Origin of the sequence: Rhizobium sp. Leaf453 (assembly GCF_001425605.1) — a bacterium.
GTDB lineage: Bacteria > Pseudomonadota > Alphaproteobacteria > Rhizobiales > Rhizobiaceae > Pararhizobium.
In genome coordinates this window covers 369,244-394,892 of record NZ_LMRG01000012.1, presented here as the reverse complement: position 1 = coordinate 394,892, position 25,649 = coordinate 369,244, and the positions used below count along the sequence as shown (strand labels likewise).

The following is a 25,649-nucleotide window of genomic DNA, read 5'->3' as shown; positions in this document are numbered from 1 at the left end:
GGCGAACCGTCCTTCGGCAACAAGATCGGCCGCGATATCCGTTTTTTTGAGTCTGCTTTGGAAAGGGCTTCGCGGAGGATTTCGACCTCCATCGTCTTGCGGCCGAGCATGCGCTCCAGCTCGCGAACGCGATCCTCCAGCTTCTTCACTTCCGAATTGCCGACAACCGGCTCGTCAGAATCCACGGCTGCAGCACCTCCCTCGCTCAACAGCCTGCGCCACCGATAAAGCAGATTGGGCGCAACGCCATGGCGGCGAGCGGTCGAAGACACCGTCTCGCCTGGTTCGAAACTCTGCTCAATGATCGTCAGCTTCTGCTCGGTTGTCCCAACGTGTCGATACTCGTTAGACATAAGCCTGTCCTCAAGCCTGTGCTTGAGCCTTTCTGCTTATGCCGACTGTCCGGTCGAAATGGGGGGCAGTTCATACGTCAATTCCGAACATCGGATCGGTAATGATTAAGACGGACTCAACCGGAAAGATCGCTTCAGTTTACATGGGTAAATCGACAGGGAGTGCTGGGGCTGACCGCCGCCTTATTCAGTATGCGCGGACCACCTTTCTCATGCGTGTTCCGCATCCCCTACCGAATCATCGCTACGCCCACATCGTCGCAGGTGATGTAGCGGATCTCCGTGAATCCAAATCGTTTGGCATCAAGGTATCAAGACCACCAAAGACTTAACTGCAGCTGACCTAGTGAGCTGATTAAACATCATCACTCCAAAGAGTGGGCCGGATTTAAGCAAAGTACCTGTTTCGCTTCCTACCTCATGGTGAAGAAACACAGGGCTTGCTCAAGCCCCTACCCTGCGCCCGACGACCCGGCCCGAAAAAATGCAGCCGCCGAGAAAACTCCCCTCCAGCGCGTTATAGCCATGCATACCGCCGCCGCCGAATCCGGCGACTTCGCCGGCCGCATAGAGACCCGGTACCGGTTCACCGGACAATTCCAGCACCCTTCCGTCGAGATCCGTCTGCAGTCCGCCGAGGGTCTTGCGGGTGAGGATATTGAGGCGCACCGCGATCAGCGGCCCAGCCTTCGGATCGAGCAGCCGGTGCGGTTTCGCCGTCCGCATCAGGCGGTCACCCAGATAGTTGCGCGCGCCACGAATGGCCGTGACCTGCGCATCCTTGGAGAACGGGTTGGCGATTTCGCGGTCCCGCGCCTCGATTTGATGGCGCAGATGATCCAGCGACAGGCGCCCCTCGCCGGTCAGCGCGTTCATGCCGTCGACCAGATCCTCCAGCCGGTCGCGAACGACAAAATCCTCCCCCTTGTCCATGAAGGCCTGGACAGGTCCCGGCGGGTTCTTGCCCAGCCGCCTGAGCAGCAGCGGGATGTCCTTGCCGGTCAGGTCGGGATTCTGCTCCGAGCCCGAAAGCGCGAATTCCTTCTTGATGATGGCCTTTGTCAGGATGAACCAGCTGTAATCGGCGCCGCTGCGGCCGATAGCCTTCAGTGTTCCCAGCGTGTCGAAGCCCGGCATCGCGGGTGCTGCAAACCGGTTGCCATTGGCGTCGCACCAGAAGGACGATGGTCCCGGCAGGATGCGGATGCCATGGTTCGGCCAGATCGGATCGAAATTCCTCAAGCCCTCGGTGTAGTGCCACATCCGGTCCTTGTTGATGACCGAGCCGCGCGCATGACCGGCGATCTCGATCATGCGGCCATCGACATGCTGTGGAACGCCGCTGATCATGCGCCCCGGCGCCGGCCCCAAGCGGTCGACCGGCCATTGCCGGCGGACCATGTCATGATTGCCGCCAATACCGCCGGAAGAGACGACCACGGCGCCGGCCTCGAACCAGAACTCATCGACCACCTCGCGCGAACTGCGCTGACCGCGCAACACGCCATCATTGCGCAGCACCGAACCGCGCGCGCCAATCACCGCGCCATTGCTGACCATCAGTTCATCGACCTGATGACGAAAGCGGAACCGAATGCGTCCCCTCGCCTCCGCCGCCCTCGCGCGCGCAATGAACGGTGCCAGCACACCCGGCCCAGTCCCCCAGGTGACATGGAAACGCGGCACGGAATTGCCATGACCATCGGCGAGCCCGCCGCCCCGCTCAGCCCAGCCGACGACCGGAAACCAGCGCATGCCCTGCGCATGCAGCCAACTGCGTTTTTCACCGGCGGCAAAATCGAGATAGGCCTCCGCCCAGCGGCGCGGCCAGAAATCCTCCGGCCGGTCGAACTGTGCCGATCCCATCCAGTCCTGACGGGCCAGATCGAGTGTGTCGCGGATGCGCATGCGCCGCTGCTCGGGACTATCGACGAACAGCAGCCCACCCAGCGACCAGAACGCCTGTCCGCCGAGATTCTGCTCGCCTTCCTGATCGAGAACGATAACCCGCAGGCCTCGGTCGGCGGCTTCCACCGCCGCAACGAGACCGGCAAGCCCAGCGCCGATCACCAGCACATCGCAATCCATATGCCCCTCCAAAGCCGCTTCCGAGGACAGCTTACGAACACGTAAAGGTCAGGGCAACGATGAAGTCAGCCGGATTTTGTCCAGCATGACCAAACACCGGAAAAGACTGCTATTTTTCCGTCAGCTTCAGCTCGATGCGGCGGTTTTGCGAACGAGCCTCCGGCGTGTCGCCTTCGGCGATCGGCTGGAACTCACCAAAACCGGCAGCCACCAGACGATCCGCCGGAACGCCCTTCGAAATCAGGAATTTGACCACCGAGGTCGCGCGGGCCGAAGAAAGCTCCCAGTTATCGGCGTAACGACCCGTGCCGGAGAGCGGCACATTGTCGGTATGTCCATCGACACGGAGAACCCAGTTGATCTCGGCCGGGATTTCTTTTGCGAGATCGAGCAGCGCATTGGCAAGCTTGGCCATTTCTTCCTGACCCGCCGGGTTCAGCTCGTTTCCCCCGGAGGGAAAGAGAACTTCCGACTGGAAAACGAAACGGTCGCCGACGATGCGGATATTCTCACGATCCGAAAGGATTTCGCGCAAGCGACCGAAGAAGTCTGAACGGTAGCGATTGAGTTCCTGCACGCGCTGTGCCAGCGCCACATTCAGGCGGCGGCCGAGATCGGCGATCTTCGTCTGCGATGCCTCGTCTTTGGCTTCGGAGGCCTGCAGAGCGCCTTCAATGGCGGCAATCTGGCTGCGCAGGGCGGCAATCTGCTGGTTCAACAGATCGATCTGGCTCATCGCGCGGGCGCTCGCCTGCTTTTCCGCATCCAGCTTGCCCGTCAGGTCACCGATCTGCTGGTTAGCACTGTCCGAACTGCCGGCGCCCTGCTGCAAGAGCGCCTGCAGACGGGAGCGCTCGTCTTCCGACGTCGCCAGCGAGGCCTGAAGGTTCGCCAGCGAATCCTCGAGATCCTGCTTGCCGCCTTTTTCCAGCGCCAGCAGTTGCGTCAATTCGTTGATCTGGCTGTTCAGCCGGTTCAGCACGTCGTCCTTGCCGCTGATTTCACGGCTGAGCAGGAATTGCGCCAGCACGAACACGGAGAGCAGGAACATGATGGACAGAAGCAGGGTCGACAGCGCATCGACGAAGCCCGGCCAGTAGTCGACGGTCCTCTGGCTGCGGCCCTTGCGCGCAAGTGCCATCGATCATTCCCCCCCGGCGTCTTCGAAGCGGGCAAGCTTCGGCGGCGAACGGTCGGGGTGCGCAGGCGCCTTATCGGTGTGGCCGATGCGGGCGGATAGCTTGTCGAGCGTCTTGCGCATCGATTTCGCCTCTTCCTGCTGCGCCTCGATCCAATCACGCAGCATCTGTTGCTCGCCGCGCATGTTCTTGACCAGCCCCTGAATGCCTTCCGCCAGGCTTGCCATGGCTGCGGTCGTGCGCTGGCTCATGCCGCCATCCTGATTGAGCCGCGCGAGTTGCTCCGTCAGCTGACGAAGTTCATCAACCGGCGCGGTACCGGGCCTGGAAGATGTTACCGTGAGGTCGGAACTAACATCGGTGACCGATGACAGCCAATTTTCCAGCTCCGTGTAAAACCGGTTCTGCGCGCGGCCGGCCTGCAGATCGAGAAAACCGAGAATGAGGGAGCCGGACAGGCCAAAAAGCGAGGTGGAGAAGGCTGTTCCCATGCCGGTCAGCGGCGCGGAAAGGCCGGTTTTCAGGGCCGCCAGCACATCCTGCGTGCTTCCCGTTCCGGCATCGAGCGATTGGATGACAGTGTTGATCGATCCGATCGTACCGAGCAGACCCCAGAACGTACCGAGCAAGCCTAGGAAGACCAGAAGACCGATCAGGTATCGCGACGTGTCGCGCGACTCGTCCAGACGAGTGGCGATCGAATCGAGAATGGAGCGCAATGCCGTGGTTGAAATCGCCATCGAATGGCGCTGGCCAATCAGCGCGCGCATCGGCGCCAAAAGCACCGGATCGCGACCAACCTTTTCAGCACTTCCGGCAGCGCGGAAGGAATTGAACCAACGCACTTCAGGCCGAAGCCCCAGCACATGATTGAAAACGAGAAGAATGCCGATCAGCAACACACCGAGGATCAGCCCGTTCAGGCCGGGATTGCTCATGAAGGCGGCGTGCGCTTGGCGAAACAGGATTGCGCCGACAAAGCCGACAATAATCAGGAAGAACACCATGATCCAGAAGAAGACCATCGGGCTCGTCAGCTTGTTGGGATTATACCCCTCGTTCAACTCTCCGCCGGCATCCCATCCCGACAGTTCCAATTTCGCCATGAGGCTCATTTCTCCGGTTTTCCAGGGCCGCAACCCGCCCGCATCTGCGGGCGCGACGATGATGGTCCGGAGACTAGAGGAACTTTGTGCCAAATTGAAGGGGAAACAACAGACTGCGGCGACTGCACACAATAGCCGCCGTTTCAGTCATTTCCGGGCTTACTTGCCCGGAATCGGCCGGTGCAGGACCTCATGCAGGGCCTTGCGGATATATTCGTTGCCGGCAACGATCGTGCCGTCCTCGATCGGCTTGTTGCCGCCGTCGATATCGGCGACCCAGCCGCCGGCTTCGCGAATCAGGAGAATGCCTGCGGCGAGATCCCACGGCATCAGGCCGCGCTCCCAGAAACCATCGAAACGACCGGCCGCGACATAGGCGAGATCGAGCGACGCAGCGCCCATGCGGCGCACGCCGGCGACTTCGCCCATGACGTGGCGCAACTCGACCAGATAAGTGCCGTGATTGCCGGCGCCCAGATGCGGCGTACCTGTGCCGATGACGGCATCAGACAGACTCTTGCGGGCAGCAACACGCAGGCGGCGATCGTTGAGGAAGGCGCCGCCGCCACGTTCGGCAGTATAGAGCTCGTCGGTCGCCGGGTTGAGGACGACAGAAGCAACCACTTCACCCTGCCGTTCGAGCGCGATCGAGATGGCAAAATGCGGAATGCCGTGCAGGAAGTTGGTGGTGCCATCCAGCGGATCGACGATCCAGCGATGTGCGCCGTCGGTGCCGATAATCTCTTCGCTTTCCTCACCGAGGAAGCCATAGGTCGGGCGAGCCTTCAGGAGTTCCTCGCGGATCAGCTTTTCCGCCTTGCGATCAGCCTGCGAGACATAGTCGCCGGGGCCTTTCAGCGATACCTGCAGATTCTGCACTTCGCCGAAGTCGCGCGCCAGGGACTTTCCGGCCTTGAACGCGGCCTGAACCATGACATTGAGAAGAGCTGAGCGTGCCATCGTGGCTTCCTTCGAACAGAAACCGGCCGCATCAACGACCGGAGAATTTTAAACGTGCCGCTGCGGATCAGTCCGCGCGGCGGAGATAGACGATTTCATTGGTATCGACCAGAATGCGCTCGCCGGTCTCGATGAAAGGCGGAACCATGACGCGCACACCGTTTTCCAGGATCGCCGGCTTGTAGGATGACGCTGCCGTCTGCCCCCTCACCACCGGATCGGCCTGCTCGATCGTCAGCACCACCTGATCGGGCAGCGAGATGCCGATCGGCTTGTCGTCATAGAGCTTGACCGTCACCATCATGCCGTCCTGCAGGAAGGTGGCACGGTCGCCGACGAAATCCTTCTGCAGTTCCAGCTGTTCATAGCTCTCATTGTCCATGAACACCAGCGCGTCGCCCTGCTCGTAGAGAAACTGGAAATCCTTCATTTCGAGGCTGACGAGTTCGACAGTCTCCGACGAGCGAAATCGCTCGTTGAGCTTGGTGCCATCGATCAGATTCTTGAGTTCGACCTGATTGAAGGCGCCGCCCTTGCCCGGCTTCACCGTATTGCATTTCACCGCAGCCCAGAGACCGCCATTGTGTTCCACCACGCTGCCGGGGCGAATTTCATTGCCATTGATTTTCATGGGGAGCAGACCCTACAGAATTCCGTATGGCCTCAACGGCCAGTCAATCCGGCGCTTCAAGACCACAAAAGCCCCGAAAGTTCAAGTCTTGCGAGAAAACAGTGTTACGATGAGCGGTATTTGTTGGCAGCGCTCAATGCGGCTTTCTGCTGTTCGTCGTTGAGACCGAGATAGAAATCCTCAAGCGCAAGGTCCTTCAAGCCTGCCCGGCGCGACAGGACATACCACTTGGCGGCCTCCACCGGATCCGGCCGGGTGCCGATGGCATTGATATAGAGATGCGACAGCTTGTTCTGGGCAACGACATTGCCGCCGCGCGCCGCGCGCAACATCCACTTGAAACCTTCTTCAAGATTGCGCTCGCCGCCGATGCCATCGACCATCCATATCGCCAGATCGAGCTGCGCCGTGTCGAACCCGGCCTTCGCCGCGCGCATAAGCCAGTTGCGGGCCATAGAACGCTTGTTCTCGTCGATCCCGTCGACGTTCAGATAAATCTGCGCCACCGCATATTGCGCATCCGCGATGCCCTGCTCGGCCGACTTCTCATAATAGGGCAAGGCCGCCTTCAGACCCTTTTCACCGGGCATATCAGCGACAAGCAACTGGCCGTAGTTGAACTGCGCCGAGGAATTGCCGAGATCGGCGGCTTTCTTCATCAGTTCTTCGGATCGCTTCTTGTCGCGGGGAACATCGCGACCTTCCATCAGCATTAGCGCGTATTTGAACATGGCGCCGGGATCACCGGCATTGGCTGCCTGACCATACCAGAAAGCCGCATCCTTGGTGTTGCGGGCGACACCGAGTCCTTGCGAGAAAATCTCGGCAACCAGCGTCTGGGCCGCCGCATCGCCCAACTGCGCGCGCGGCAGAGCCAGTTCCATCGCCGTCAGGTAATAGCCGCGCTGGAACGCGCCATAGGCATCGTCGGCCTTGCCGGTAAAGGGTTTTTCCTGCGGCAGGGCCGGCAAGGCTGCGCCCATGCGCTCCAGCACACTGACGCCGTTTGAGGGCTGCTGAGCCTGTTCGTCCGCCTTCTTGGCATCCTCGGGCGTCTGCAGCTTCGGAATCTCACCCTCCGGCATGGCCGCACCGTTGAACGGCGTGATCCGCCCGCGCTTGGCTGTTGCACCTTCATCGACTGCGCCTTGTTCCGCCGCCGGCTGATCGCCGGTCGCAACCGGCACCGGTTCATCCACGCCAGGCAGCCCCGTCTGCGCGTGAAGGCCGGCCGGCGCCGCAAACACGGCAGCGCAGAGCAAAAACAGCCGGAATCGGCGCAGCGAGGAAGAAGGACGGATCACCATGAAAATGTCTTAAGCTTCAAACCGTGGCGCTTTTTCGTCAAGAAGTGCGTTGATTGCGGCAACAATAGAAGGCGCCTGTTCCGGTTCGGAAAAAACCGCCAGACGAAGGGCCACGAACTCGGCACCGCTCTCGGCCACGGTCAACGCCGAATCCGGGTCAGTTCCGCCCATGACGATGCAGGGAATTTCGATCATCGACGCCCACCATTCGGCCAGCGCCACGTTCTTCGGATGCGCTTCCGGCTTGATATCGCCATCGATCTTGCCGAAGAACACGTAGTCCGGACGGATTTCGCCCATTTCCAGCGCGTGATGGCGATCCGCGGCATTGCCGCCGCCGACGATCAGCTTCGGAGAGAGTTTTTCGACAGCCTCGGCGAGATCAGCCGCATTGCCGGTGATGTGCAGGCCATCCGCCTTGGCCCGGCCCGCGACCCGCGTATCGCCTGCAACCAGCGCGGCGGCACCCGCTTCCTGAATGACCGGGACCAGGGCTTCGGCATGTTTCTGGAACGTGTGATCGTCCAGGTCATATTGCGGAACGATGACGGATGCTACATCACCGCCACGCAGCGCGCCGGCCAGGATCCGCGCGCGGCTCTCGATATCGGCAATATCCGGCGCGATGAGGACCAGGCGGCAGCGATTGTCTTGATTGCTCATAATGTCTCTGTTTCCGATGAAATGCGCGTCCGCGCTTATCATCCCTACTCGATTTCGATCCGCAAAAGCGATAGACCCTGCGGGCAAAAGGATCAACCGATACCCATGCTTCCCGATTTTCATTTCTATGCCATCGCCATCCCCGCGGTCCTGCTCGTCGGTTTCAGCAAGGGCGGCATGGGCGAAGCCCTTTCCATGATGGGTGTGCCGATCCTGTCGCTGGTTGTGTCGCCGGTCCAGGCGGCGGCGCTCCTGCTGCCGATCCTGATCGCCATGGATGCCGTCGCGCTCTGGACCTGGCGGCACAATGGCGACCGGAAGACGCTGACCATCCTGCTGCCCGGCGCCCTTGTCGGCATCGGTATCGGCTGGGCGACATCGGCTTATGTTTCCCGCGATGTGCTGCGGCTGATCATCGGCCTGATCACCGTCCTGTTCGTGCTGCGCTATGCCTACAATACATGGCGCGCGCGGCAAGGCATCGTCATCCCGGCCAAACCGCACCGGACAGTGCCGGCGATGTTTTTCGGCTCTTTTGCCGGTTATGGCAGCTTCGTCGCCCATTCCGGCGGCCCGCCCTTCCAGATCTACGCGCTGCCGCTGAAATTGCCGCCACGCGATTACACAGGGACAATGGTCCGCTTCTTTGCCATCCTCAACGCCGTCAAGCTGATCCCCTATTTCGCGCTCGGACAACTGGATACGAGCAATCTGGCAACGTCGGTGACGCTCTTCCCGTTGGCAATGCTCGCGACGATGGCCGGCGCCTGGGTGGTGAAGCGCATGCAGCCGCAGGTGTTCTACCCCTTCATGTACACGATGGCGTTTCTTGCCGGCATGAAGCTGGTCTATGACGGTGCGGTTGCGCTGGCGACTGCTTACTGAAGCATTCGCGCCGGTTGAAGTGGTCGAAGCCATACCCCGGGAAAACTAACGGCATAATTGCCGGATTATGCACGGATCACTTGCATACTGCACGGCAAAATTCTAATGCCGCACTGCACAATTCACTTGCCGAGCGCTTTGAATTCTCCTAGCTTTTGCCCATGTCACACGCTGATCCATTCGATGCAATTTCGGACCCGAACCGGCGCTACCTGCTGGAGGAGTTGCGGCGCGCGCCCCGCACTGTGAACGAACTGGCGGAAGGCCTGCCCATCAGCCGGCCTGCGGTGTCACAGCATCTGAAAGCTTTGTTGGATTCGAACTTAGTCTCCGTCTCGGCAAGCGGCACGAAACGGATTTACGCCATCAACAAGCCGGGCTTCGACCGCGTCAATCTGTGGCTGGATCAGTTCTGGTCTTGAGGGATATGGCCCGACAAGGGCCAGACACCGGGAAACTCACTACCTGCGGGCTCTGACGGACATCATGTCCGCATTGGATGAGCCCGCTTATCGACAACGCTTGAAGCCGCTTCGGGAGTGTTCTTCCCTCTTCCGGTCATCAATTCACGCTGGAACAAAAGTCTCCCGATGAATGAGATTGCTTTACCTAATCAGTGAGATGAAGAGCGAATCTTCTCGATTTCGTCCTTCAAGCGCAGCTTCCGACGCTTGATGTCGGCGATGTGCTGATCCTGAATCGAGGGCTGGGTCAGCGCTGAATGGAGCTCCTGCTCCAGAACACCATGTTTTTTCTCAAGCGTTGCAAGATGAGCCTCAATGGTCATGTGGCAGTCCCTTCCTTTTGCTTGCACCCGGCTTTGAAATGCCGGATGTTCCACGTTGTAACCGGGGTAGTGTGCCACGCTATTTTTCATTTGTCGAAGGCGAAATCGTGGCTGACGCGGAATCCGGCTCACGAGATTTGGTATTGGGATAACTTCCCGTTACCAACAATTCTGTGCTAGAGCGACGACGATTTGATACGGATGGCAGACCGACTTCTGCCGGCGCCGACGGGGAACATGCATGCCAGATCAGGATCAGGCCGAACTCAGACTGGGCGTAGCTCGACTGAGGCAGGAACACGAAGATTATGACGTCGCGATCAATGCAATGATCCAGACCGGCTGTGATGCCCTGCGCATCCAGCGGATGAAAAAGAAGAAGCTGATCATTAAGGACAAGATCACCAAGATCGAAGACCAGATCATCCCTGATATCATTGCCTGATACGGCCTCGACCAAGATACGGAATGAAGACGTGACGAAAGCAGCCACTCCGCCCGTCGCCATCATTATGGGAAGCCAGTCCGACTGGGAGACCATGAAGAATGCCGCCGATATGCTCGACGCACTCGATGTGGCCTATGAGGCGCGTATCGTTTCCGCGCACCGCACCGTGGATCGGCTGATCAATTTTGCGAGAGGCGCGCGCGACGAGGGCTTCAAGGTCATCATTGCCGGCGCCGGCGGTGCGGCCCACCTGCCCGGCATGACGGCAGCCATGACGCCGCTGCCGGTGTTCGGCGTTCCCGTCCAGTCCAAGGCGCTGTCCGGCCAGGATAGCCTGTTGTCGATCGTGCAGATGCCCGCCGGCATTCCTGTCGGCACGTTGGCGATCGGCCGCGCGGGCGCCGTCAATGCAGCCCTTCTTGCCGCTGCAGTCCTCGCACTCAGCGACCCAGATCTCGCCGACCGCCTCGACGACTGGCGCGAACAGCAGAGCGTATCTGTGGCCGAGTACCCCGTGGATCAGGCATGAGAACGATCGGCATCATTGGCGGCGGCCAGCTCGGCCGCATGCTCGCCATGGCGGCGGCTCGTCTCAATTTCCGCACCATCATTCTGGAACCGCAGGCCGATTGTCCGGCGGCTCAGGTTGCCAATGGCCAGATCGTTGCCGCCTATGACGACGAAGCAGCGTTGCGCCAACTCGCAGACTCTTGCGACGTCATCACCTACGAATTCGAAAACGTTCCGGTCAAGGCAGCCGAATTGCTCGCGCAGACCCGCCCGGTCTGTCCGCCAGCCAAGGCACTGGAAGTCTCCCAGGACCGCGTCACAGAGAAACGGTTCCTCAACGGCTGCGGCATCGAGACCGCCCGTTTCCATGCCATCGACAGCCAGGAGCAGGTGGAACAGGCGCTTGTCGATTTCTCCGGTCAGGGCGTGCTGAAAACCCGCCGCTTCGGCTATGACGGCAAGGGCCAACGCGTGTTCAAAAGCGCCTCGGACGATCCCGCCGGTGCCTTTGCCGCACTCGGAAGCGTGCCGATGATTCTCGAAAGCTTCGTGCCCTTCGAGCGGGAGATGTCGATCATTGCCGCGCGCGGCACCGATGGCACGATCGCCTGCTACGATCCGGCCGAAAACATCCATCGCAACGGCATTCTCCATACGTCGACCGTTCCGGCCTCCGTGAACGAGACGGCGGCGGAGGCTGCCCGACTGGCCGCAACCGCGATCCTGTCCGCGCTCAACTATGTCGGCGTCATCGGCGTTGAGTTCTTCATCCTTGCCGATGGCACGCTGGTTTGCAACGAGATCGCACCGCGCGTCCATAACTCCGGCCACTGGACGGAAGCCGCCTGCGCGGTCTCCCAGTTCGAACAGCATATCCGCGCCGTCACCGGCCTGCCGCTGTCAGACGGTGCGCGACATTCCGATTGCGTGATGCAGAACCTGATCGGTGACGACATCGACGACGTGCCCTCGTGGCTCGCCAAACCCCAGACGCTGGTGCACCTTTACGGCAAGACGGAAGCGCGTCCGGGACGCAAGATGGGGCACGTCACCTGGCTGAAATAGGGCGTTAACCCACAGAAAAGCCGAAAGCCCCTGCGAAAACCGGCTCTCTATGGTTGACACTTTTATGATGCCGGGTTATTTGCCTGCCACCCTAAGAGCGCGCTCGACTTTAACGGTCTGCCAGCGCGCTTTTGATTGTTAAAGACCGGCGAACATGGATTCGCCTAAACTGCGGATCAGAAAAATGAAGATCAAAAATTCGCTCAAGTCGCTGAAGGCCCGTCACCGCGAAAACCGTCTGGTTCGCCGCAAGGGTCGCATCTACATCATCAACAAGCTGAACCCGCGCTTCAAGGCTCGTCAGGGCTGATTCATTCCGCGAGCCGGAAAGCTTGGCTTTCTGGATAATCGTGAATGGACTGTGTGCGTCTCTGCGCCTGTTCTCCGGGAGAAAACAGGCGCTCGGCGGTTCATCATCTTGATGTCACAAATTTGATTTGATCTTCGGCCATGGCGGACTACCTTATCTGCCATGGCTAAACTCATGTCATCATTTCTGATTCTCGGCTCCCTCCTCGCAGTATCCATTGCGGCCGTGCCTGCTCTTCAGGCCGCGGATGCGTCACAAGCGTCCGTGACATCGGAGCTGACGACACCCAAGCAGCGACTCGATACGCTTTTTGCGGAGTTGAAGCGGGAACGCACGCCGGACAAGGCCCGTGAGATTTCCGACCGAATCCGCATCGAATGGCAGGATTCCGGCAGCGCCTCCGTCAATCTCCTGATGCAATGGGCGGCCAAGGCGATGGAAGCCAACCGTCAGGCCACGGCGCTCGACGTGCTCGACCAGGTCATCGCCCTTTCCCCGCAGTATGTCGAAGGCTGGAACCAGCGTGCCACGCTGCACTACCAGATGGGCAACTTCCGCAAATCCATGTCCGACATCAATCGCGTGCTCGCCATCGAGCCACGCCATTTCGGCGCACTGGCCGGCATGGCGGCGATCCTGACCGCCGCCGGCAAGGATGAACTGGCGCTTCGGGCCTGGGAGCAGTTCCTCGATATCTATCCGGCCGACCGAAAGGCACAGGAACAACTGGGCGAGCTTGAAGAAAAACTGGCCGGCAATCGCACCTAAACCGCCTTTCCGCGAAACCAAGCATCTCCTTTCACCGTATCGGCATAACAATATCCATCCGGCCGGTTGCGCATGTCCTCAGTGCGCGAGAAAGTGATCGATGAATTTCGCCTCCAGGAAAATCATGCTGTTTATCGCCTTCGTCTTTTTCGCCGTTCTCGCCACGGGATTCGGCTTCAGCTCCTATCAGGCAGCGGCCTTCGAAAAGAACAATCCGAACCAGGGCGAATTGATCGACGTCGGCGGCTATCGCATGAACAGTGTTTATGTTCCCCGTCCGAAAACGGCGGACCTGCCGACGCTAGTCTTCATCCACGGCGCCAGCGCCAACCTGCGCGACCTGATGACCGCCTTCCGGGCGAAGCTCGACGGCCGCGCCGATATGCTGTTCGTGGATCGCCCAGGTCTCGGATTCTCAGAGCGAGGCGGGCCACAGAATGCCTTTCCGGACGGCCAGGCGGATGCGATCGCTGCCCTGATGAAGAAGCGCGGCATCCGCAAGGCGATCATCGTCAGCCATTCCTTCGGCGGCGCCATCGCGGCAACCTTCGCGCTCAATCACAAGGATATGGTCGAGGGGCTGGTCTTCCTCTCCCCCGCCACACATCCCTGGCCCGGTGGTATCGAATGGTACTATTCCGCCGCCAGGACGCCCGTCCTCGGCTGGCTGTTCTCGACGCTGATTGCTCCGCCTGCCGGTCTTGCCGCGATCGACAAGGCAACAAAGTCGGTCTTTGCTCCCAATCCCCGGCCTGACGATTATATCGAAAACACCGCCGCCTATCTTGCCCTGCGCCCCCGCGCCTTCCGCAACAATGCCATCGATGTCGCCAACCTGCTGGAATACGTAAAGCGCGTCTCACCGCGTTACCGGGAGATCAAGGCGCCGACCGTGATTATCACCGGCGATGCCGACAATGTCGTCTATCCGCACATCCATTCCCGGCAGCTACACGCAGCCATCGCCGGCTCGACGCTGCTTACCATTCACAATCTCGGGCACAAGCCGGACTATATCGTCACCGACCTCGCGATCTCCGCGATCGAGAGCGTGGCTGGAAAGAAGCGTAACCTGAAGAAGTTGGCGGCTGAGGCGGAAGCGCGGATCACCGTGGTTCAATAGCTGACCCGGTCGATGGGAAAAGCCCGCACAGCCTGAAATGCAAAAAGCCGCCGGATCGCTCCGACGGCTTTCATGTTCACAGAGAACCGGGGTCAGACGCCGCTGAGGCCGTCGGAGCCGATATAGGCGATGCGCAGCATGTTGGTGGCGCCTGGCGTTCCCAGCGGCACGCCGGCCGAAATGATCACCCGGTCGCCCGGCTTTCCGAAGCCTTCCGTCGCAACGATGCGGCAGGCGCGGTTGACCATGTCGTCAAGGTCGGTCGCGTCGCTGGTGACGACGCAGTGCAAGCCCCAGACCACGGCGAGGCGGCGCGCCGTCTGGATCACCGGCGAAAGAGCCAGGATCGGAACCTGCGGGCGCTCGCGCGCGGTGCGCAGGCCCGTCGTGCCCGATGACGTATAACAGACGATGGCCGACAGCTTCAGCGTCTCGGCGATCTGGTGAGCAGCGAGCGAAATGGCGTCGGCGCCGGTTGCTTCCGGCGGCGTGCGCTGGGCATAGATGATGCCCGAATAGTGCGGGTCAAGCTCCACCTTGCTGGCGATCGACGCCATCGTCGAAACGGCCTCGACCGGGTAATCGCCGGAGGCGGACTCGGCCGACAGCATCACTGCATCGGCGCCTTCGAAGACGGCGGTGGCAACGTCGGACACTTCAGCGCGGGTCGGAACCGGCGCCGAAATCATCGATTCCAGCATCTGGGTCGCGACGACGACCGGCTTGCCGGCACGGCGGCAGGCGCGGATCAACTGCTTCTGCAGGCCGGGAACCGCTTCGAGCGGCATTTCGACGCCGAGGTCGCCACGGGCAACCATCAGCGCGTCGGAAAGCTCGATAATCTCGTCGATCCGCTCGATCGCCTGCGGCTTTTCGATCTTTGACATCAGACCGACGCGGCCGCGCGAAATCTTGCGAACCTCTGACAGGTCTTCCGGCCGCTGGATGAACGACAGGGCAACCCAATCGACATCCTCGGTCTGGAGCACGGCATCGAGGTCGGCCCGGTCCTTCTCGGTCAGGGCGCCGACGCCGAGCAACGTATCGGGCAGGCTGACGCCCTTGCGGTCGGAAATCTTGGTGCCGGAAACCACGGTGCAGACGATGGACTTGCCGTCGCACTTTTCAGCGCGCAGATGCAACTTGCCGTCGTCGATCAGCAGGCGATGGCCAGGCTTGACGGATTCGAGGATTTCCGGATGCGGCAGGTGGACGCGCTTGGTGTCACCCAGAGCGTCGTTGTTGTCGAGCGTGAAGGTCTGGCCGGGAACCAAATCCACCTTGCCATCGGCGAACTTGCCGACGCGCAGCTTCGGTCCCTGCAGGTCAGCGAGAATGCCGATCGGGCGGCCACAGCGCGCTTCGACGCTGCGGATGCGCTTGATCAGCGTACGCATCATGTCATGGCTGGCATGGCTCATGTTGATGCGGAAGAGATCAGCGCCTGCTTCGTGCAGCTTCTGGATCATCTCTTCTTCATTCGACGCCGGGCCAAGCGTGGCGAGGATTTTGACTTTTCTATTCCGCTTCATCAGTTGTGGCTTTCTTGTGTCCCTGGGGTATCGGACAACTGAACCATCCAGCTTCCCTGACGCCCCGTGTCGTATTCCTTGAATCCCACCCGCTGGAACCCGCGCGCGAAGCAATCCTGCACGCCGGTAATCTTGAACTCGTTTTCAGCGAGGCACATGTTGACCTCACCCGTCCAGCGGCCGCCGCGGGCCGCATCCTCAGCGTAGAGATAATAGTAGCGTGATTGCAGTTCGCCCTCGATCAGGGTCGCGCAGGTGGTCGCAGGAACCTGCCACCACCCTTCCGTAATCCAGCCTTCCTTGGCCCGGTAGCCGATAGCCACGCCAACGAGGTTCTGCGTGCCATTGCACACACGAAACTCCGCGTGGGCCTCGCTTGTCACCAGAACCGGCGAAAATACTGCCAGACCCGTAATGACGGCGGCGCCAAGCGCCAAGTTCCGCATATTCAGTCTGGAAAAAGCATATCTAGACACGGTTTCCAATGGATCTCCATTGTGATTTGTCGTGGCACTTTCTTGCGACGGTGGGGCTTGAATGTCAACGCGACTCTAATCGATTACATCCGGCTTTTTGTTGACCGAAACCGGAGAAATCGACCATTGCCTTGCGATATCGGCCCCATCATGCCATCAAATTTCGTCAAGCATGAAACGAGTTGATACTGTATGCCGCAATCATCACCATTCGAGATCATTGAAGGGGACAGGACGGCTGGTCTGGTCCTTCTCGCTGATCACGCAACGAACAGGTTACCGCCGGAATATGGGCGTCTAGGACTGCCGGAAAGCGCCTTCGAACGGCATATCGCCTATGATATCGGTGTCGAGGCGCTGACGCGTCGGCTTGCGGCCCGGCTTGGCGTTCCCGCCGTTATGAGCTGCTTTTCGCGCCTGCTGATCGACCCCAACCGTGGCGAGGATGACCCGACGCTGATCATGAAAATTTCAGACGGTGCCATCATTCCCGGCAACCATCCGATCACGCCGGAAGAGTGGAACGCGCGTCTCGACCGGTTTCACCGGCCTTACCACCGGGCCATCTCTCAGATGCTTGCTGAAGTCAGCGCTGCAAGCGGCAAGGCGCCACTGGTCATCTCGCTGCATTCCTATACGCCCGCCTGGAAAGGCGTCGCCCGCCCCTGGCATGCCGCCGTTCTCTGGGACAGTGACCCGCGCGCCGTTGAACCGCTGATCACCGGACTCGAGGCATCCGGCAACATTATTGTCGGCAACAACGAGCCCTATGACGGCGCACTGCGCGGCGATACGATGTTTCGCCATTGCATGGAGACCGGTATCGCCCATGCCCTGATAGAGGTGCGGCAGGATCTGATTGGGGACGATGTCGGCGTTGCCGAATGGGACGAACGGCTGGGGCCGATCCTTGAAAGATTGAACGCGCGCCCCGAAATGCACGAGATCAAGCGCTATCCGTCCCGCACCGGGCCGTACGCCTTCTGACAAGACCGAAAAGAGATCGACGATGAGCGACCTGACGCCACAGCAACAGCTTGAATTCGAGGCGGCCGCATTCCGCCGGCTCGCCGCCCACCTGCGCGAACGCAGCGATGTCCAGAACATCGACCTGATGAATCTTGCCGGATTCTGCCGCAACTGCCTGTCCAACTGGTACCGTGACGCGGCCAATGCGGCCGGCGTCCCGATGGACAAGGAAGCGTCGCGTGAAATCGTCTATGGCATGCCCTATGAAGAATGGCGAGCAAAGCACCAACGCGAGGCAAGCGTCGAGCAGAAGGCCGCATTCGAGGTGAACAAGCCGAAAGAATAAGGCCGATACGGCCCCGCCTGCCGCGAAATCGTCGCCAATATGCGCAATGTCACTTGACCTTGACCGCGCTTCACGTCAGGTCACAGCCTCACAAATTCAGTCCCCAATAAGGAGAAGACCATGTCGGATGCCCATGGCGTCGCCCGCGACCAGCTTCGCTCTTTCATCGAGCGGATCGAGCGGCTGGAAGAAGAAAAGAAGACCATCGCCGACGACATCAAGGATGTCTATGGCGAGGCAAAGGGAACCGGCTTTGATACGAAGATCCTCAAGAAGGTCATCGCCATCCGCAAGCAGGACAAGGACGAGCGCATGGAACAGGAAGCCATCCTCGACACCTATCTCGCCGCCCTCGGCATGATCGACGCGCCGGACGCCGAGTAATTCAGACGAAAGTCGTAACTTTCGGCTCAGTTAAATTTTGAAAGGGTCGGATTTTTTCCGGCCCTTTATCATGACGCCATGTCCCGTCGGCGGGTCTCCCTCGCGGCAGTATCTGCGTTATCCTTCCAGGGTTGCTTCACTTTAAAAACTCAACCTTTGATTTTTTATTTATGACACTTTCCTGCAAATAAACTTGCCAGCACGTGTGAAACGGTGGCACGATCATGAACCAAACCATTCATGAGCGCTCCTTGACGCGCGTACCGTCTGCAACCGGAGGAACACCCGATGTGGGTCCTGATGTACGTGTTCTCCTATTCCGTCAATCCGGCCGCGACAGATGACCGAACAGAATGGAGGCTCCGCCCAAACGTCGTGTTTCAGGAATTTTCGAGTGAAGAGCGCTGCATGGCGGCGAAATCAAAGCTCGAGGCGAGTTTGAAAGAAGCTGGAACCAAGTTGAGAAGTGGCCTGGAAAGCTTGCAGGCCTTAGGCGCCGCTGGCCCGGAGCAGATCATCATAGCCTATGATGTCGAGTGCCTTCCAAAATAGAACGGCCGCCCCACCCAAACTCTGCCGCCGATTTGCTGCGAAATGCAGGCTGAACAAAGACCGTGATCGGCGAGGGCAGCCCATTGGTGAGCAGCCAACACCATAGCTCTCATGCAAGACCGATGCACATGCCTCGACCTGCGACGATCCCGCAGCAGATGGGAAGGAACTGGCAAACGCAACCGCTTCTGCCAGTTCAAGTCTTATGGACCTCAGGCGACCGAAACCCGTTGCTCACGGCGCGGCAGCTTCCAGCCCGGGCGGACGAAGTGGCAGGTATAGCCGTTCGGAATCCGCTCCAGATAATCCTGGTGCTCCGGCTCCGCTTCCCAGAATGCACCGGCCGGCTCCACTTCCGTCACCACCTTGCCCGGCCATAGACCGGAGGCATCGACATCGGCGATCGTGTCGATGGCGACACGCTTCTGCTCGTCACTGGTATAGTAGATCGCGGACCGATAGCTCGTTCCCCGGTCATTGCCCTGCCGATTGAGTGTCGACGGATCATGGATCTGGAAAAAGAACTCCAGCAGTTCACGGTAGCTGATGCGGGCTGGATCGAAGATGATCTCGATGCCCTCGGCATGGCTACCGTGATTGCGGTAGGTCGCATTCTCGACATCTCCGCCGGTATAGCCGACGCGGGTGTCGAGCACGCCATTGTAGCGGCGGATCAGATCCTGCATGCCCCAGAAGCAACCGCCGGCCAGCACTGCGCGTTCAGTCGTCATCAGATTTCCTCCACCTGAGATACATAGTCACCATAACCTTCCGCTTCCATCTTCTCGCGCGGGACGAAACGGAGCGAGGCGGAATTGATGCAATAGCGCAGCCCGCCACGATCCCTTGGACCATCGGTAAAGACATGGCCGAGATGGCTGTCGCCATGGGTCGAGCGAACTTCCGTGCGGATCATTCCATGGGACACGTCGCGCAGTTCGGCGACATAGTGAGCATCGATCGGCTTGGTGAAGCTCGGCCAACCGCAACCGGACTCGTATTTGTCCGACGATGCGAACAGCGGCTCGCCCGAGACGATGTCGACATAGATGCCCGGCTTCCTGTTGCCGAGATATTCCCCGGTGCCGGGCCGCTCCGTGCCGCTTTCCTGCGTCACCCGATACTGTTCCGGAGACAGCTTTGAAATTGCTTCCACGCTCTTCGAATATTTGGACATCCAAAACTCCTTGTCCGTTCCAACGTGATCGTCTTCGCGGTCGTCGCACAAACCGTTACCTCCTGCATCGAACCACAGCGAGGGATGGACGCGCAACCGGCGAGAGAGATGACCCGTATATAGGAAGGCAATTGGCCTTCCGCCATATTTGCCGGGCGCGATATGGCGCACTGACTTTCACATCCGCCACACATTGCCGTGAGCCCAAACGCATGAGGCCCGCTGTCACCAGCGGGCCTCATGCAAATCCGATCATGAAAAATCAGTTGGTACTGAACTTCTTCACTTCGAGGAAGTTCACCGCATTGCCGCTGAACCTTGCCGTATCGATCGCGACGGCAGAGTTCGAGAAGCCTGCCGAATAGACGGTCGTCGGCGAAGCCCGAAGAGTCTTGCTGACGAAACGCGGTGCCTTGACCGGCTTGGAGAGCGTCGCCATGCGGCCATTCGTCAGCGCCCATTCGGAAATGATCTGCTGCGTCAGCTTCGGCTCGGTGCGAACCGACGACCGCGTCGCGGCATCGGCTTCCTGCTTGTTCGGGCGCTTGCCCTTGGCCGGAGCCTCGGCAGTCGCATCGGGATTGAAGGCATCGTCAAACACCAGACCACGGGTCTTGGGTTTTGTTGCCGGTGCGAACGCCGCCATTTCGACAGGCTCTTCCCGCTTGGTCGGCTGCGCCAGGGCAACACGCGTCTGCGCCTCGGCTACCGCATCGACAGGCTCTTCAGCCAGCGCGACAGCCTGCGGCTGCTGCTCCGGAACAGTCGTCTGCGCCTGCTGGCTGCGATCTGCGAAAGACGGCACGACGACATTGGCGTCGGCAACGGCCAGCATGGCATCCTCGCCGGCCGGACGCATGCCCGGCACCGGCACGTAACCGAGCGCGGCCACATCCTCGGGCACGACGGCAGCGTTCGGGTCGGTCGACGCCATCAGCGTATCACTGTTGGCATCACCGTTTGCTCCACGCTTGCCCAGCATCTGCGGCACGGGAATCTTGTAGGCCGTCAGGTCAGCATATTCGCTCTGCAGCTCGGTCGGGGTCGTACCACCGGGCAAAGCTGCCGCCCAGGCTTCCTGGGACGTGTCCTTGGCAGGCGCAACGAGCGCCGTCTGAACGCCCGCATCGGCATCCTTGAAGGCCGGCCGGACGCCCGGAACCGGAGCCGCAACGTCCTTGGCCTGATCCGCGGCCTTGGCCACCGAGTTATCGACGCCGGGCAGCGGTTCTTCAACTGCGGCAACCTCGGTCACCTTGGCCTTGGACTTGGCAGCCGGCTGCTCGTCAGCGCCTTCAAGTTCGGCACTGGCGATTGCATTCGGTTCTTCATCCTCGTCGCCACCGCCGCCAAACAGCATGGCAAAGAGATTACCCTTGCGCTTCGTGGTGTCCTTGTCGCCCGGCCCCTTGGCGCCGCCACCGGCCACTTCGATCGTGCTTTCGCCGACGCGGCGCTTGTAGTCGGCAACCGCCATCTGGTAGCCCGGCAACGGCTTGCCATCAGCCGGTACGTGCAAGGTCTTGCCGTCGGGGAAGAGCCGGACGAGTTCGTTGCGGCTCATGCGCGGCCATGCGCGAACGCCACCAACGTCCATATGAACGAAAGGCGAGCCGGATGTCGGGTAATAGCCGACGCCACCCACCTGGAATTTCATGCCGATTTCGCGCAACGTCTTCAGCTTCACGTCGGGCAGGTAGAAGTCCATCGCCTTGCCGAGCATGTGCTGGCTCTTCTTGGCAACGCCCTTCGAGCGTGAGCGCAGCATGCCGTTGGTTGCCGGCGAGCGGTAGGCGGAAACGACGTGGATATAATCGCGCGAACCGCTCTTCTGGTAGACTTCCCAGACGAGGTCCAGCAGGCGCGGATCCATCCGGGTCGGCTCGTTGCGACGCCAGTCACGCAGGAAACGGTTGATCTGCTGCAGGCCCTTCTGATCATAGCGACCATTGCGCTTGAAGGTGATCGAAGCCTTTTCCTGCGTATGAATGAAATAGAGCTTCAGCGTCCGCGTCTGGCCGGCCGCTTCAACGGGCGGTGTGAAGCCCGGCGTGACCAGAGACGCAGCAATGATAAGCGATGCAAGGACGCGCGGCATCTTACCGGCTATCGCGGCGCAAAAGCGGGTTATCACGGAGCCGTTAGGCTTCTTGAATCCGAACAAATTTTGCAAACTCAATCCCCGTCCGACGGACAATGCGTCCCGTGGCTGCTCTGATGACTGTCAATTGCGGTGACAGCATGGCAAATATGCCACAGTCATCGGTTATCCTTATAATATAGTGAACAGTTCACTAACAAGGTCTAAACGACAACGAGTGAATACGACGGATCGGGGTTGATTGTTATCCCTAATTTTATGCGGCCTCGCTGAACGGATCGTCTGGATTAATGCCATAATCCTTGAGTTTACGGTACAGTGTCGACCGTCCGATGCCGAGTTTGCGCGCCACTTGGCTCATCTGGCCACGGTAGAATTTCAGCGCAAACCGAATCAACTCCTCCTCGACATCGGCCAGTTTTCGAACATTGCCGCCGTCATCGACACTTGCGATCGCGTTGTCCGGCTGGTGATGATGGTCGGCGGAGCGGGCATCATGCCGTTCGGGCGAGCCGAATTGCGGATAGACGGACGGCAGGTGATCGGCCTCGACGATCGGCATTCTCGCCGGCCCCGTTTCCTCCCAAGTAAAGCCGGTCTTCTCGGCGACGACATAGCCCGGGATCTGCGTGGCGATCTGCGGGAAATCCTTGACCGTCAGTTCCGTGCCTTCGGCGAGAACCACGGCGCGGAAAATGGCGTTTTCCAACTGGCGGATGTTTCCGGGCCAGTCATATGCGGTCAGCAGCGCCATCGCGCCGCTTGAGACCGTCAGTGGAGTAGCAAGCCTCTGCTCGATGGCGAAGCGCTCGACGAAAGTTCGCACCAAAACCGGAATATCCTCCTTGCGCTTGCGCAGCGCCGGGATGGCGATCGGGAAGACATTCAGACGGTAATAGAGATCCTCGCGGAAGCGGCCTTCGCGGACTTCGTTGATCAGGTCCTTGTTGGTCGCGGAAATCAGCCGGACGTTGACCTTTTGCGGATGGCGCGCACCGATCGTCTCAATCTCGCCCTGCTGCACCGCGCGCAGCAGCTTCACTTGGACTTCGAGCGGCAGGTCGCCGATCTCGTCGAGGAACAGCGTACCGCCATCGGCATCGGCAAACTTGCCGGAATGCTTTTCGTTGGCGCCGGTAAACGCCCCCTTCTCATGGCCGAAAAGAATGCTCTCGACCAGATTGTGCGGGATGGCGCCGCAATTGACGGTGATGAACGGCTTGCCGGCGCGTTCGCTGGCATGCTGGATCGAGCGCGCCACCATTTCCTTGCCGACACCGGATTCGCCTTCGAGCACGATCGGGATATTCGATTGCGCGGCGCGGCGTGCGAGATCGAGCACGCGGATCATTGCAGGGCTTGCCGAGACGACGTCGTCGAACCCGACCGAGCCGCTGCGAGAACGCTTCGGCGCGCGGCCCTTGCCCTCGCGATGCTCCAGCTTCAGGGCATTGCCGATCGCAACCGACAGCCGCTCCGGCGAGACCGGCTTGACGACGAAATCGAAGGCGCCGGCCTGCATGGCGAGTACGACCGTTTCGATGCCGCCCTGCCCCGTCTGCACGATGACGGGCGTATCGATACCGCGTTCGGCAATCGCCTCGAGGAAGCCGTGGCCGTTCATTTCCGGCATCATCAGGTCGAGCAGAATGACGCTGATCAGGCCGCGCTTGCGTTCAAGAAGTTCGAGGCCGCTGCGGCCGTTATCGGCCAGATGGGCAATATGGCCAAGCCGCTCGATCATATTGGTGAGCAGCCGGCGTTGAACCGGATCGTCATCGATGACGAGAATTTGGGATGTCATGAAGGCCTCCTGCTTTCTGCGTAGATCCGGGTCGTCACGTCATGTGCCGCATCGTGAGAAGCATTCCTCCCACAAAGGCCTGAAAATCCTCTTTTGAGAAATGCTTGCATTTTAACCATTGCCGACGTTAGGTCATGGCCCCATATCCGCCCCTGCTTCGCGACCCGAAACCGGGCCGGCACCCGATCAAAAGAGTGAGCCTCCCATGCATCGTCTCGCCGCTTTCCAGCCTCTTTCCCGCATCGTCCGCGCCGCGACATCGGCTGCGGCAGACACATCCGGACTCGGCGACCTGCCCTCCTGGAAGCTGGAAGATCTCTACCCGTCCTCGACGTCTCGGGAATATCTCGACGACCTTGCAAGGGCCGAAACGCTGTCCCTGACCTTCGAGGGAAAATGGAAGGGCAAGCTCGCCGAAGCGGCCACCCGTTCGGGCGACGACGGCATCGGCGCAGCCGTTCGGGAATATGAGGTCTTGGAAGACCTGATGGGCAAGATCGGCTCCTTTGCCGGCCTCACCTATTTCTCCGACACGTCCAGCCCGGCCAACGGCAAGCTGTATGGCGATGCCCAGGCAAAACTCACGGACATGGCGAGCCACCTCCTGTTCTTCGCTCTGGAACTGAACCGGATCGACGACGCCATCATCGACGCGGCACTCATTAACGATCCGCTCGCCGCCCACTACAAGCCCTGGATTGTCGATCTGCGCCTGGACAAGCCCTACCAGCTGGATGACAAGATCGAGCAACTCTTCCTTGAAAAGTCCATGACCGGCGCCGGCGCCTTCAACCGCCTGTTCGACGAGACGATGGCGGCGCTGAAATTCACCATCGACGGCGAGGAACTGCCGCTCGAAGTGACGCTCAGCATGCTGCAGGAATCCGATCCGGCCACCCGCAAGAAGGCGGCCCAGGCGCTGACGGAAACCTTCAGGGCCAATCTGCGCATCTTCACGCTGATTACCAACACGCTCGCCAAGGACAAGGACATCTCCGACCGCTGGCGCGGCTTCACCGATATCGCCGATAGCCGGCATCTGGCCAACCGGGTCGAGCGCGAGGTGGTCGATGCACTGGCCGCTGCCGTAAAAGAGGCTTATCCGCGCCTGTCGCACCGCTATTATGCGATGAAGGCGAAATGGCTCGGCATGGAGCAGATGGAGTTCTGGGATCGCAACGCGCCGCTGCCGGAAACGCCGACATCGCTGATTTCATGGGACGAGGCCAAGGAAACCGTGCTCTCAGCCTATGGCAATTTCGAGCCGGAAATGGCCGATATCGCACGCCGTTTTTTCGATGGCGGCTGGATCGACGCGCCGGTTCGTCCGGGCAAGGCGCCGGGCGCCTTCGCCCATCCGACAGTCCCCTCGGCGCACCCCTATGTCCTCGTCAACTACATGGGCAAGCCGCGCGACGTGATGACACTCGCCCACGAACTCGGCCATGGCGTCCATCAGGTTCTGGCCGGCGGCCAGGGTGCACTGATGGCCTCGACGCCGCTGACGCTGGCTGAAACCGCCTCGGTCTTCGGCGAGATGCTGACGTTCCGGGCGCTGCTCGACAAGACCCGCGACAAGCGTGAACGCAAGGCCATGCTTGCCCAGAAGGTCGAGGACATGATCAACACGGTCGTGCGCCAGATCGCCTTCTATGAGTTCGAACGCAAGGTCCACACCGCCCGCAAGGACGGCGAGCTGACGGCCGATGCCATCGGCGAACTCTGGCTGTCGGTCCAGTCCGAAAGCCTCGGACCGGCGATCCGGATTTCCGAGGGTTACGAGACCTACTGGACCTATATCCCGCACTTCATCCATTCGCCGTTCTACGTCTACGCCTATGCGTTCGGCGATTGCCTGGTGAATTCGCTCTACGCCGTCTACAGACAAGCCGAAACGGGCTTCCAGCAGAAGTATTTCGAGCTCCTGAAGGCCGGCGGCACCAAGCATCATTCCGAACTTCTCGCCCCCTTCGGCCTCGATGCCACCGATCCGTCGTTCTGGGCACAGGGCCTGTCGATGCTGGAAGGGCTGATCGACGAACTGGAAGCGCTTGATAAGCAGGCGTAAGGTTCTGAGCAGGTAAGTCGGATGGAAGCGAGCTTCGTGAATGGCGGCATGGATCCTCGGGTCAGGCCCGAGGATGACGGTCCACGGGCTTGGTTCA

At 60.2% G+C, this 25,649-nt stretch carries 27 protein-coding genes and 1 pseudogene; 13 read left to right on the top strand and 15 right to left on the bottom strand.

Annotation, left to right across the window (positions count from 1 at the left end):
• The 8 genes and pseudogenes from ASG68_RS32455 to ASG68_RS15345 form a co-directional block, all read right to left on the bottom strand.
• Nucleotides 1-353, bottom strand: a pseudogene (locus ASG68_RS32455) (transposase); the annotation flags it as partial.
• A gap of 444 nt (nt 354-797) precedes the next feature.
• Nucleotides 798-2,441, bottom strand: a complete 1,644-nt coding sequence (locus ASG68_RS15375) for an FAD-binding dehydrogenase (RefSeq protein WP_062584021.1) — start codon at nt 2,439-2,441, stop codon at nt 798-800.
• 109 nt (nt 2,442-2,550) lie between these two features.
• On the bottom strand, nt 2,551-3,582 hold the full coding sequence (locus ASG68_RS15370; protein ID WP_062584020.1) for a peptidoglycan -binding protein: 1,032 nt from the start codon (nt 3,580-3,582) through the stop codon (nt 2,551-2,553).
• A 3-nt stretch (nt 3,583-3,585) separates the two neighbouring features.
• The gene (locus tag ASG68_RS15365; protein WP_413814015.1) at nt 3,586-4,695 is read right to left on the bottom strand and encodes a MotA/TolQ/ExbB proton channel family protein; all 1,110 of its coding nucleotides are present in this window, start codon (nt 4,693-4,695) and stop codon (nt 3,586-3,588) included.
• A 150-nt stretch (nt 4,696-4,845) separates the two neighbouring features.
• The gene (locus ASG68_RS15360) at nt 4,846-5,646 is read right to left on the bottom strand and encodes an inositol monophosphatase family protein (protein ID WP_062584019.1); all 801 of its coding nucleotides are present in this window, start codon (nt 5,644-5,646) and stop codon (nt 4,846-4,848) included.
• Between the two features lie 67 nt (nt 5,647-5,713).
• Nucleotides 5,714-6,277 carry an elongation factor P gene (gene efp, locus ASG68_RS15355; RefSeq protein ID WP_062584018.1) on the bottom strand — a complete coding sequence of 188 codons (564 nt, stop codon included), beginning with the start codon at nt 6,275-6,277 and terminating at the stop codon, nt 5,714-5,716.
• A 104-nt stretch (nt 6,278-6,381) separates the two neighbouring features.
• A complete protein-coding gene (locus ASG68_RS15350) occupies nt 6,382-7,584 on the bottom strand; it encodes a tetratricopeptide repeat protein (RefSeq protein WP_082478451.1) in 1,203 nt (400 codons plus the stop codon).
• Nucleotides 7,585-7,593: 9 nt separating this feature from the next.
• Nucleotides 7,594-8,247, bottom strand: a complete 654-nt coding sequence (locus ASG68_RS15345; RefSeq protein ID WP_062584017.1) for a thiamine phosphate synthase — start codon at nt 8,245-8,247, stop codon at nt 7,594-7,596.
• Between the two features lie 105 nt (nt 8,248-8,352).
• On the opposite strand from ASG68_RS15345, the gene ASG68_RS15340 reads away from it, so the two are divergent.
• A complete protein-coding gene (locus ASG68_RS15340) occupies nt 8,353-9,132 on the top strand; it encodes a sulfite exporter TauE/SafE family protein (protein ID WP_062584016.1) in 780 nt (259 codons plus the stop codon).
• 161 nt (nt 9,133-9,293) lie between these two features.
• On the top strand, nt 9,294-9,554 hold the full coding sequence (locus ASG68_RS15335) for an ArsR/SmtB family transcription factor (protein WP_037099983.1): 261 nt from the start codon (nt 9,294-9,296) through the stop codon (nt 9,552-9,554).
• 191 nt (nt 9,555-9,745) lie between these two features.
• Here the strand turns inward: ASG68_RS15335 and ASG68_RS30685 are convergent, their stop codons facing one another.
• On the bottom strand, nt 9,746-9,919 hold the full coding sequence (locus ASG68_RS30685; RefSeq protein ID WP_082478450.1) for a YdcH family protein: 174 nt from the start codon (nt 9,917-9,919) through the stop codon (nt 9,746-9,748).
• Between the two features lie 241 nt (nt 9,920-10,160).
• On the opposite strand from ASG68_RS30685, the gene ASG68_RS15330 reads away from it, so the two are divergent.
• From ASG68_RS15330 to ASG68_RS15305, 6 genes are all read left to right on the top strand, one after another.
• Nucleotides 10,161-10,364, top strand: coding sequence for a YdcH family protein (locus ASG68_RS15330; RefSeq protein ID WP_062584015.1), 204 nt, complete (start codon nt 10,161-10,163; stop codon nt 10,362-10,364).
• 67 nt (nt 10,365-10,431) lie between these two features.
• Nucleotides 10,432-10,896 (top strand): 5-(carboxyamino)imidazole ribonucleotide mutase, encoded by a 465-nt coding sequence (gene purE / locus ASG68_RS15325; RefSeq protein ID WP_062584061.1) that lies wholly within the window; start codon nt 10,432-10,434, stop codon nt 10,894-10,896.
• Nucleotides 10,893-11,942 (top strand): 5-(carboxyamino)imidazole ribonucleotide synthase, encoded by a 1,050-nt coding sequence (locus ASG68_RS15320; RefSeq protein WP_062584014.1) that lies wholly within the window; start codon nt 10,893-10,895, stop codon nt 11,940-11,942. The genes purE and ASG68_RS15320 overlap by 4 nt, the downstream gene beginning before the upstream one ends.
• A 184-nt stretch (nt 11,943-12,126) precedes the next feature.
• Nucleotides 12,127-12,252: a type B 50S ribosomal protein L36 gene (ykgO, locus tag ASG68_RS15315; protein WP_018327898.1), complete on the top strand. Its 126-nt coding sequence runs from the start codon at nt 12,127-12,129 to the stop codon at nt 12,250-12,252.
• A 174-nt stretch (nt 12,253-12,426) separates the two neighbouring features.
• Complete coding sequence (locus tag ASG68_RS15310) at nt 12,427-13,020, top strand: hypothetical protein (RefSeq protein WP_062584013.1); 594 nt, start codon at nt 12,427-12,429, stop codon at nt 13,018-13,020.
• A 124-nt stretch (nt 13,021-13,144) separates the two neighbouring features.
• Nucleotides 13,145-14,143, top strand: a complete 999-nt coding sequence (locus tag ASG68_RS15305; RefSeq protein ID WP_062584060.1) for an alpha/beta fold hydrolase — start codon at nt 13,145-13,147, stop codon at nt 14,141-14,143.
• 92 nt (nt 14,144-14,235) lie between these two features.
• Here the strand turns inward: ASG68_RS15305 and pyk are convergent, their stop codons facing one another.
• A complete protein-coding gene (gene pyk, locus ASG68_RS15300; protein ID WP_062584012.1) occupies nt 14,236-15,675 on the bottom strand; it encodes a pyruvate kinase in 1,440 nt (479 codons plus the stop codon).
• Complete coding sequence (locus ASG68_RS15295; protein WP_162243584.1) at nt 15,675-16,121, bottom strand: DUF1036 domain-containing protein; 447 nt, start codon at nt 16,119-16,121, stop codon at nt 15,675-15,677. The genes pyk and ASG68_RS15295 overlap by 1 nt, the downstream gene beginning before the upstream one ends.
• Nucleotides 16,122-16,343: 222 nt before the next feature.
• Here ASG68_RS15295 and ASG68_RS15290 point away from each other — a divergent pair, with 222 nt between their 5' ends.
• From ASG68_RS15290 to ASG68_RS15275, 4 genes are all read left to right on the top strand, one after another.
• A complete protein-coding gene (locus ASG68_RS15290; RefSeq protein WP_062584011.1) occupies nt 16,344-17,138 on the top strand; it encodes an N-formylglutamate amidohydrolase in 795 nt (264 codons plus the stop codon).
• A 22-nt stretch (nt 17,139-17,160) separates the two neighbouring features.
• The gene (locus tag ASG68_RS15285) at nt 17,161-17,466 is read left to right on the top strand and encodes a DUF1244 domain-containing protein (protein WP_062584010.1); all 306 of its coding nucleotides are present in this window, start codon (nt 17,161-17,163) and stop codon (nt 17,464-17,466) included.
• Between the two features lie 120 nt (nt 17,467-17,586).
• On the top strand, nt 17,587-17,850 hold the full coding sequence (locus tag ASG68_RS15280) for a DUF2312 domain-containing protein (protein WP_062584009.1): 264 nt from the start codon (nt 17,587-17,589) through the stop codon (nt 17,848-17,850).
• A gap of 288 nt (nt 17,851-18,138) precedes the next feature.
• A complete protein-coding gene (locus tag ASG68_RS15275; protein WP_062584008.1) occupies nt 18,139-18,402 on the top strand; it encodes a hypothetical protein in 264 nt (87 codons plus the stop codon).
• Between the two features lie 212 nt (nt 18,403-18,614).
• Here the strand turns inward: ASG68_RS15275 and msrA are convergent, their stop codons facing one another.
• The 4 genes from msrA to ASG68_RS15255 all read right to left on the bottom strand — a co-directional run bounded on the left by msrA (nt 18,615) and on the right by ASG68_RS15255 (nt 23,484).
• Nucleotides 18,615-19,133, bottom strand: a complete 519-nt coding sequence (gene msrA, locus ASG68_RS15270) for a peptide-methionine (S)-S-oxide reductase MsrA (protein ID WP_062584007.1) — start codon at nt 19,131-19,133, stop codon at nt 18,615-18,617.
• Nucleotides 19,133-19,579 carry a peptide-methionine (R)-S-oxide reductase MsrB gene (gene msrB / locus ASG68_RS15265; RefSeq protein WP_062584058.1) on the bottom strand — a complete coding sequence of 149 codons (447 nt, stop codon included), beginning with the start codon at nt 19,577-19,579 and terminating at the stop codon, nt 19,133-19,135. Before msrB ends, msrA begins: the two co-directional genes overlap by 1 nt.
• Before the next feature lie 262 nt (nt 19,580-19,841).
• A complete protein-coding gene (locus ASG68_RS15260; RefSeq protein WP_062584006.1) occupies nt 19,842-21,752 on the bottom strand; it encodes a DUF882 domain-containing protein in 1,911 nt (636 codons plus the stop codon).
• A gap of 184 nt (nt 21,753-21,936) precedes the next feature.
• Nucleotides 21,937-23,484 carry a sigma-54-dependent transcriptional regulator gene (locus tag ASG68_RS15255; protein WP_062584005.1) on the bottom strand — a complete coding sequence of 516 codons (1,548 nt, stop codon included), beginning with the start codon at nt 23,482-23,484 and terminating at the stop codon, nt 21,937-21,939.
• Nucleotides 23,485-23,689: 205 nt separating this feature from the next.
• On the opposite strand from ASG68_RS15255, the gene ASG68_RS15250 reads away from it, so the two are divergent.
• Entirely contained in the window at nt 23,690-25,552 is a 1,863-nt protein-coding gene (locus ASG68_RS15250) for a M3 family oligoendopeptidase (RefSeq protein ID WP_062584004.1), read from the top strand.
• Nucleotides 25,553-25,649: the final 97 nt, after the last annotated feature.

What these genes read in the sequence shown, in the direction of transcription:
- pyk (WP_062584012.1), bottom strand. Translation starts at nt 15,675, where the DNA reads ATGAAGCGGAATAGAAAAGTCAAAATCCTCGCCACGCTTGGCCCGGCG.
- ASG68_RS15290 (WP_062584011.1), top strand. Translation starts at nt 16,344, where the DNA reads ATGCCGCAATCATCACCATTCGAGATCATTGAAGGGGACAGGACGGCT.
- ASG68_RS15370 (WP_062584020.1), bottom strand. Translation starts at nt 3,582, where the DNA reads ATGGCACTTGCGCGCAAGGGCCGCAGCCAGAGGACCGTCGACTACTGG.
- purE (WP_062584061.1), top strand. Translation starts at nt 10,432, where the DNA reads ATGGGAAGCCAGTCCGACTGGGAGACCATGAAGAATGCCGCCGATATG.
- ASG68_RS15280 (WP_062584009.1), top strand. Translation starts at nt 17,587, where the DNA reads ATGTCGGATGCCCATGGCGTCGCCCGCGACCAGCTTCGCTCTTTCATC.
- ASG68_RS15310 (WP_062584013.1), top strand. Translation starts at nt 12,427, where the DNA reads ATGTCATCATTTCTGATTCTCGGCTCCCTCCTCGCAGTATCCATTGCG.
- ASG68_RS15250 (WP_062584004.1), top strand. Translation starts at nt 23,690, where the DNA reads ATGCATCGTCTCGCCGCTTTCCAGCCTCTTTCCCGCATCGTCCGCGCC.
- ASG68_RS15295 (WP_162243584.1), bottom strand. Translation starts at nt 16,121, where the DNA reads ATGCGGAACTTGGCGCTTGGCGCCGCCGTCATTACGGGTCTGGCAGTA.
- ASG68_RS15335 (WP_037099983.1), top strand. Translation starts at nt 9,294, where the DNA reads ATGTCACACGCTGATCCATTCGATGCAATTTCGGACCCGAACCGGCGC.
- ASG68_RS15305 (WP_062584060.1), top strand. Translation starts at nt 13,145, where the DNA reads ATGCTGTTTATCGCCTTCGTCTTTTTCGCCGTTCTCGCCACGGGATTC.
- ASG68_RS15360 (WP_062584019.1), bottom strand. Translation starts at nt 5,646, where the DNA reads ATGGCACGCTCAGCTCTTCTCAATGTCATGGTTCAGGCCGCGTTCAAG.
- ASG68_RS15350 (WP_082478451.1), bottom strand. Translation starts at nt 7,584, where the DNA reads ATGGTGATCCGTCCTTCTTCCTCGCTGCGCCGATTCCGGCTGTTTTTG.
- ASG68_RS15320 (WP_062584014.1), top strand. Translation starts at nt 10,893, where the DNA reads ATGAGAACGATCGGCATCATTGGCGGCGGCCAGCTCGGCCGCATGCTC.
- ykgO (WP_018327898.1), top strand. Translation starts at nt 12,127, where the DNA reads ATGAAGATCAAAAATTCGCTCAAGTCGCTGAAGGCCCGTCACCGCGAA.
- msrB (WP_062584058.1), bottom strand. Translation starts at nt 19,579, where the DNA reads ATGTCCAAATATTCGAAGAGCGTGGAAGCAATTTCAAAGCTGTCTCCG.
- ASG68_RS30685 (WP_082478450.1), bottom strand. Translation starts at nt 9,919, where the DNA reads ATGACCATTGAGGCTCATCTTGCAACGCTTGAGAAAAAACATGGTGTT.
- ASG68_RS15275 (WP_062584008.1), top strand. Translation starts at nt 18,139, where the DNA reads ATGTGGGTCCTGATGTACGTGTTCTCCTATTCCGTCAATCCGGCCGCG.
- ASG68_RS15375 (WP_062584021.1), bottom strand. Translation starts at nt 2,441, where the DNA reads ATGGATTGCGATGTGCTGGTGATCGGCGCTGGGCTTGCCGGTCTCGTT.
- ASG68_RS15255 (WP_062584005.1), bottom strand. Translation starts at nt 23,484, where the DNA reads ATGACATCCCAAATTCTCGTCATCGATGACGATCCGGTTCAACGCCGG.
- ASG68_RS15345 (WP_062584017.1), bottom strand. Translation starts at nt 8,247, where the DNA reads ATGAGCAATCAAGACAATCGCTGCCGCCTGGTCCTCATCGCGCCGGAT.
- ASG68_RS15340 (WP_062584016.1), top strand. Translation starts at nt 8,353, where the DNA reads ATGCTTCCCGATTTTCATTTCTATGCCATCGCCATCCCCGCGGTCCTG.
- efp (WP_062584018.1), bottom strand. Translation starts at nt 6,277, where the DNA reads ATGAAAATCAATGGCAATGAAATTCGCCCCGGCAGCGTGGTGGAACAC.
- ASG68_RS15330 (WP_062584015.1), top strand. Translation starts at nt 10,161, where the DNA reads ATGCCAGATCAGGATCAGGCCGAACTCAGACTGGGCGTAGCTCGACTG.
- msrA (WP_062584007.1), bottom strand. Translation starts at nt 19,133, where the DNA reads ATGACGACTGAACGCGCAGTGCTGGCCGGCGGTTGCTTCTGGGGCATG.
- ASG68_RS15285 (WP_062584010.1), top strand. Translation starts at nt 17,161, where the DNA reads ATGAGCGACCTGACGCCACAGCAACAGCTTGAATTCGAGGCGGCCGCA.
- ASG68_RS15365 (WP_413814015.1), bottom strand. Translation starts at nt 4,695, where the DNA reads ATGAGCCTCATGGCGAAATTGGAACTGTCGGGATGGGATGCCGGCGGA.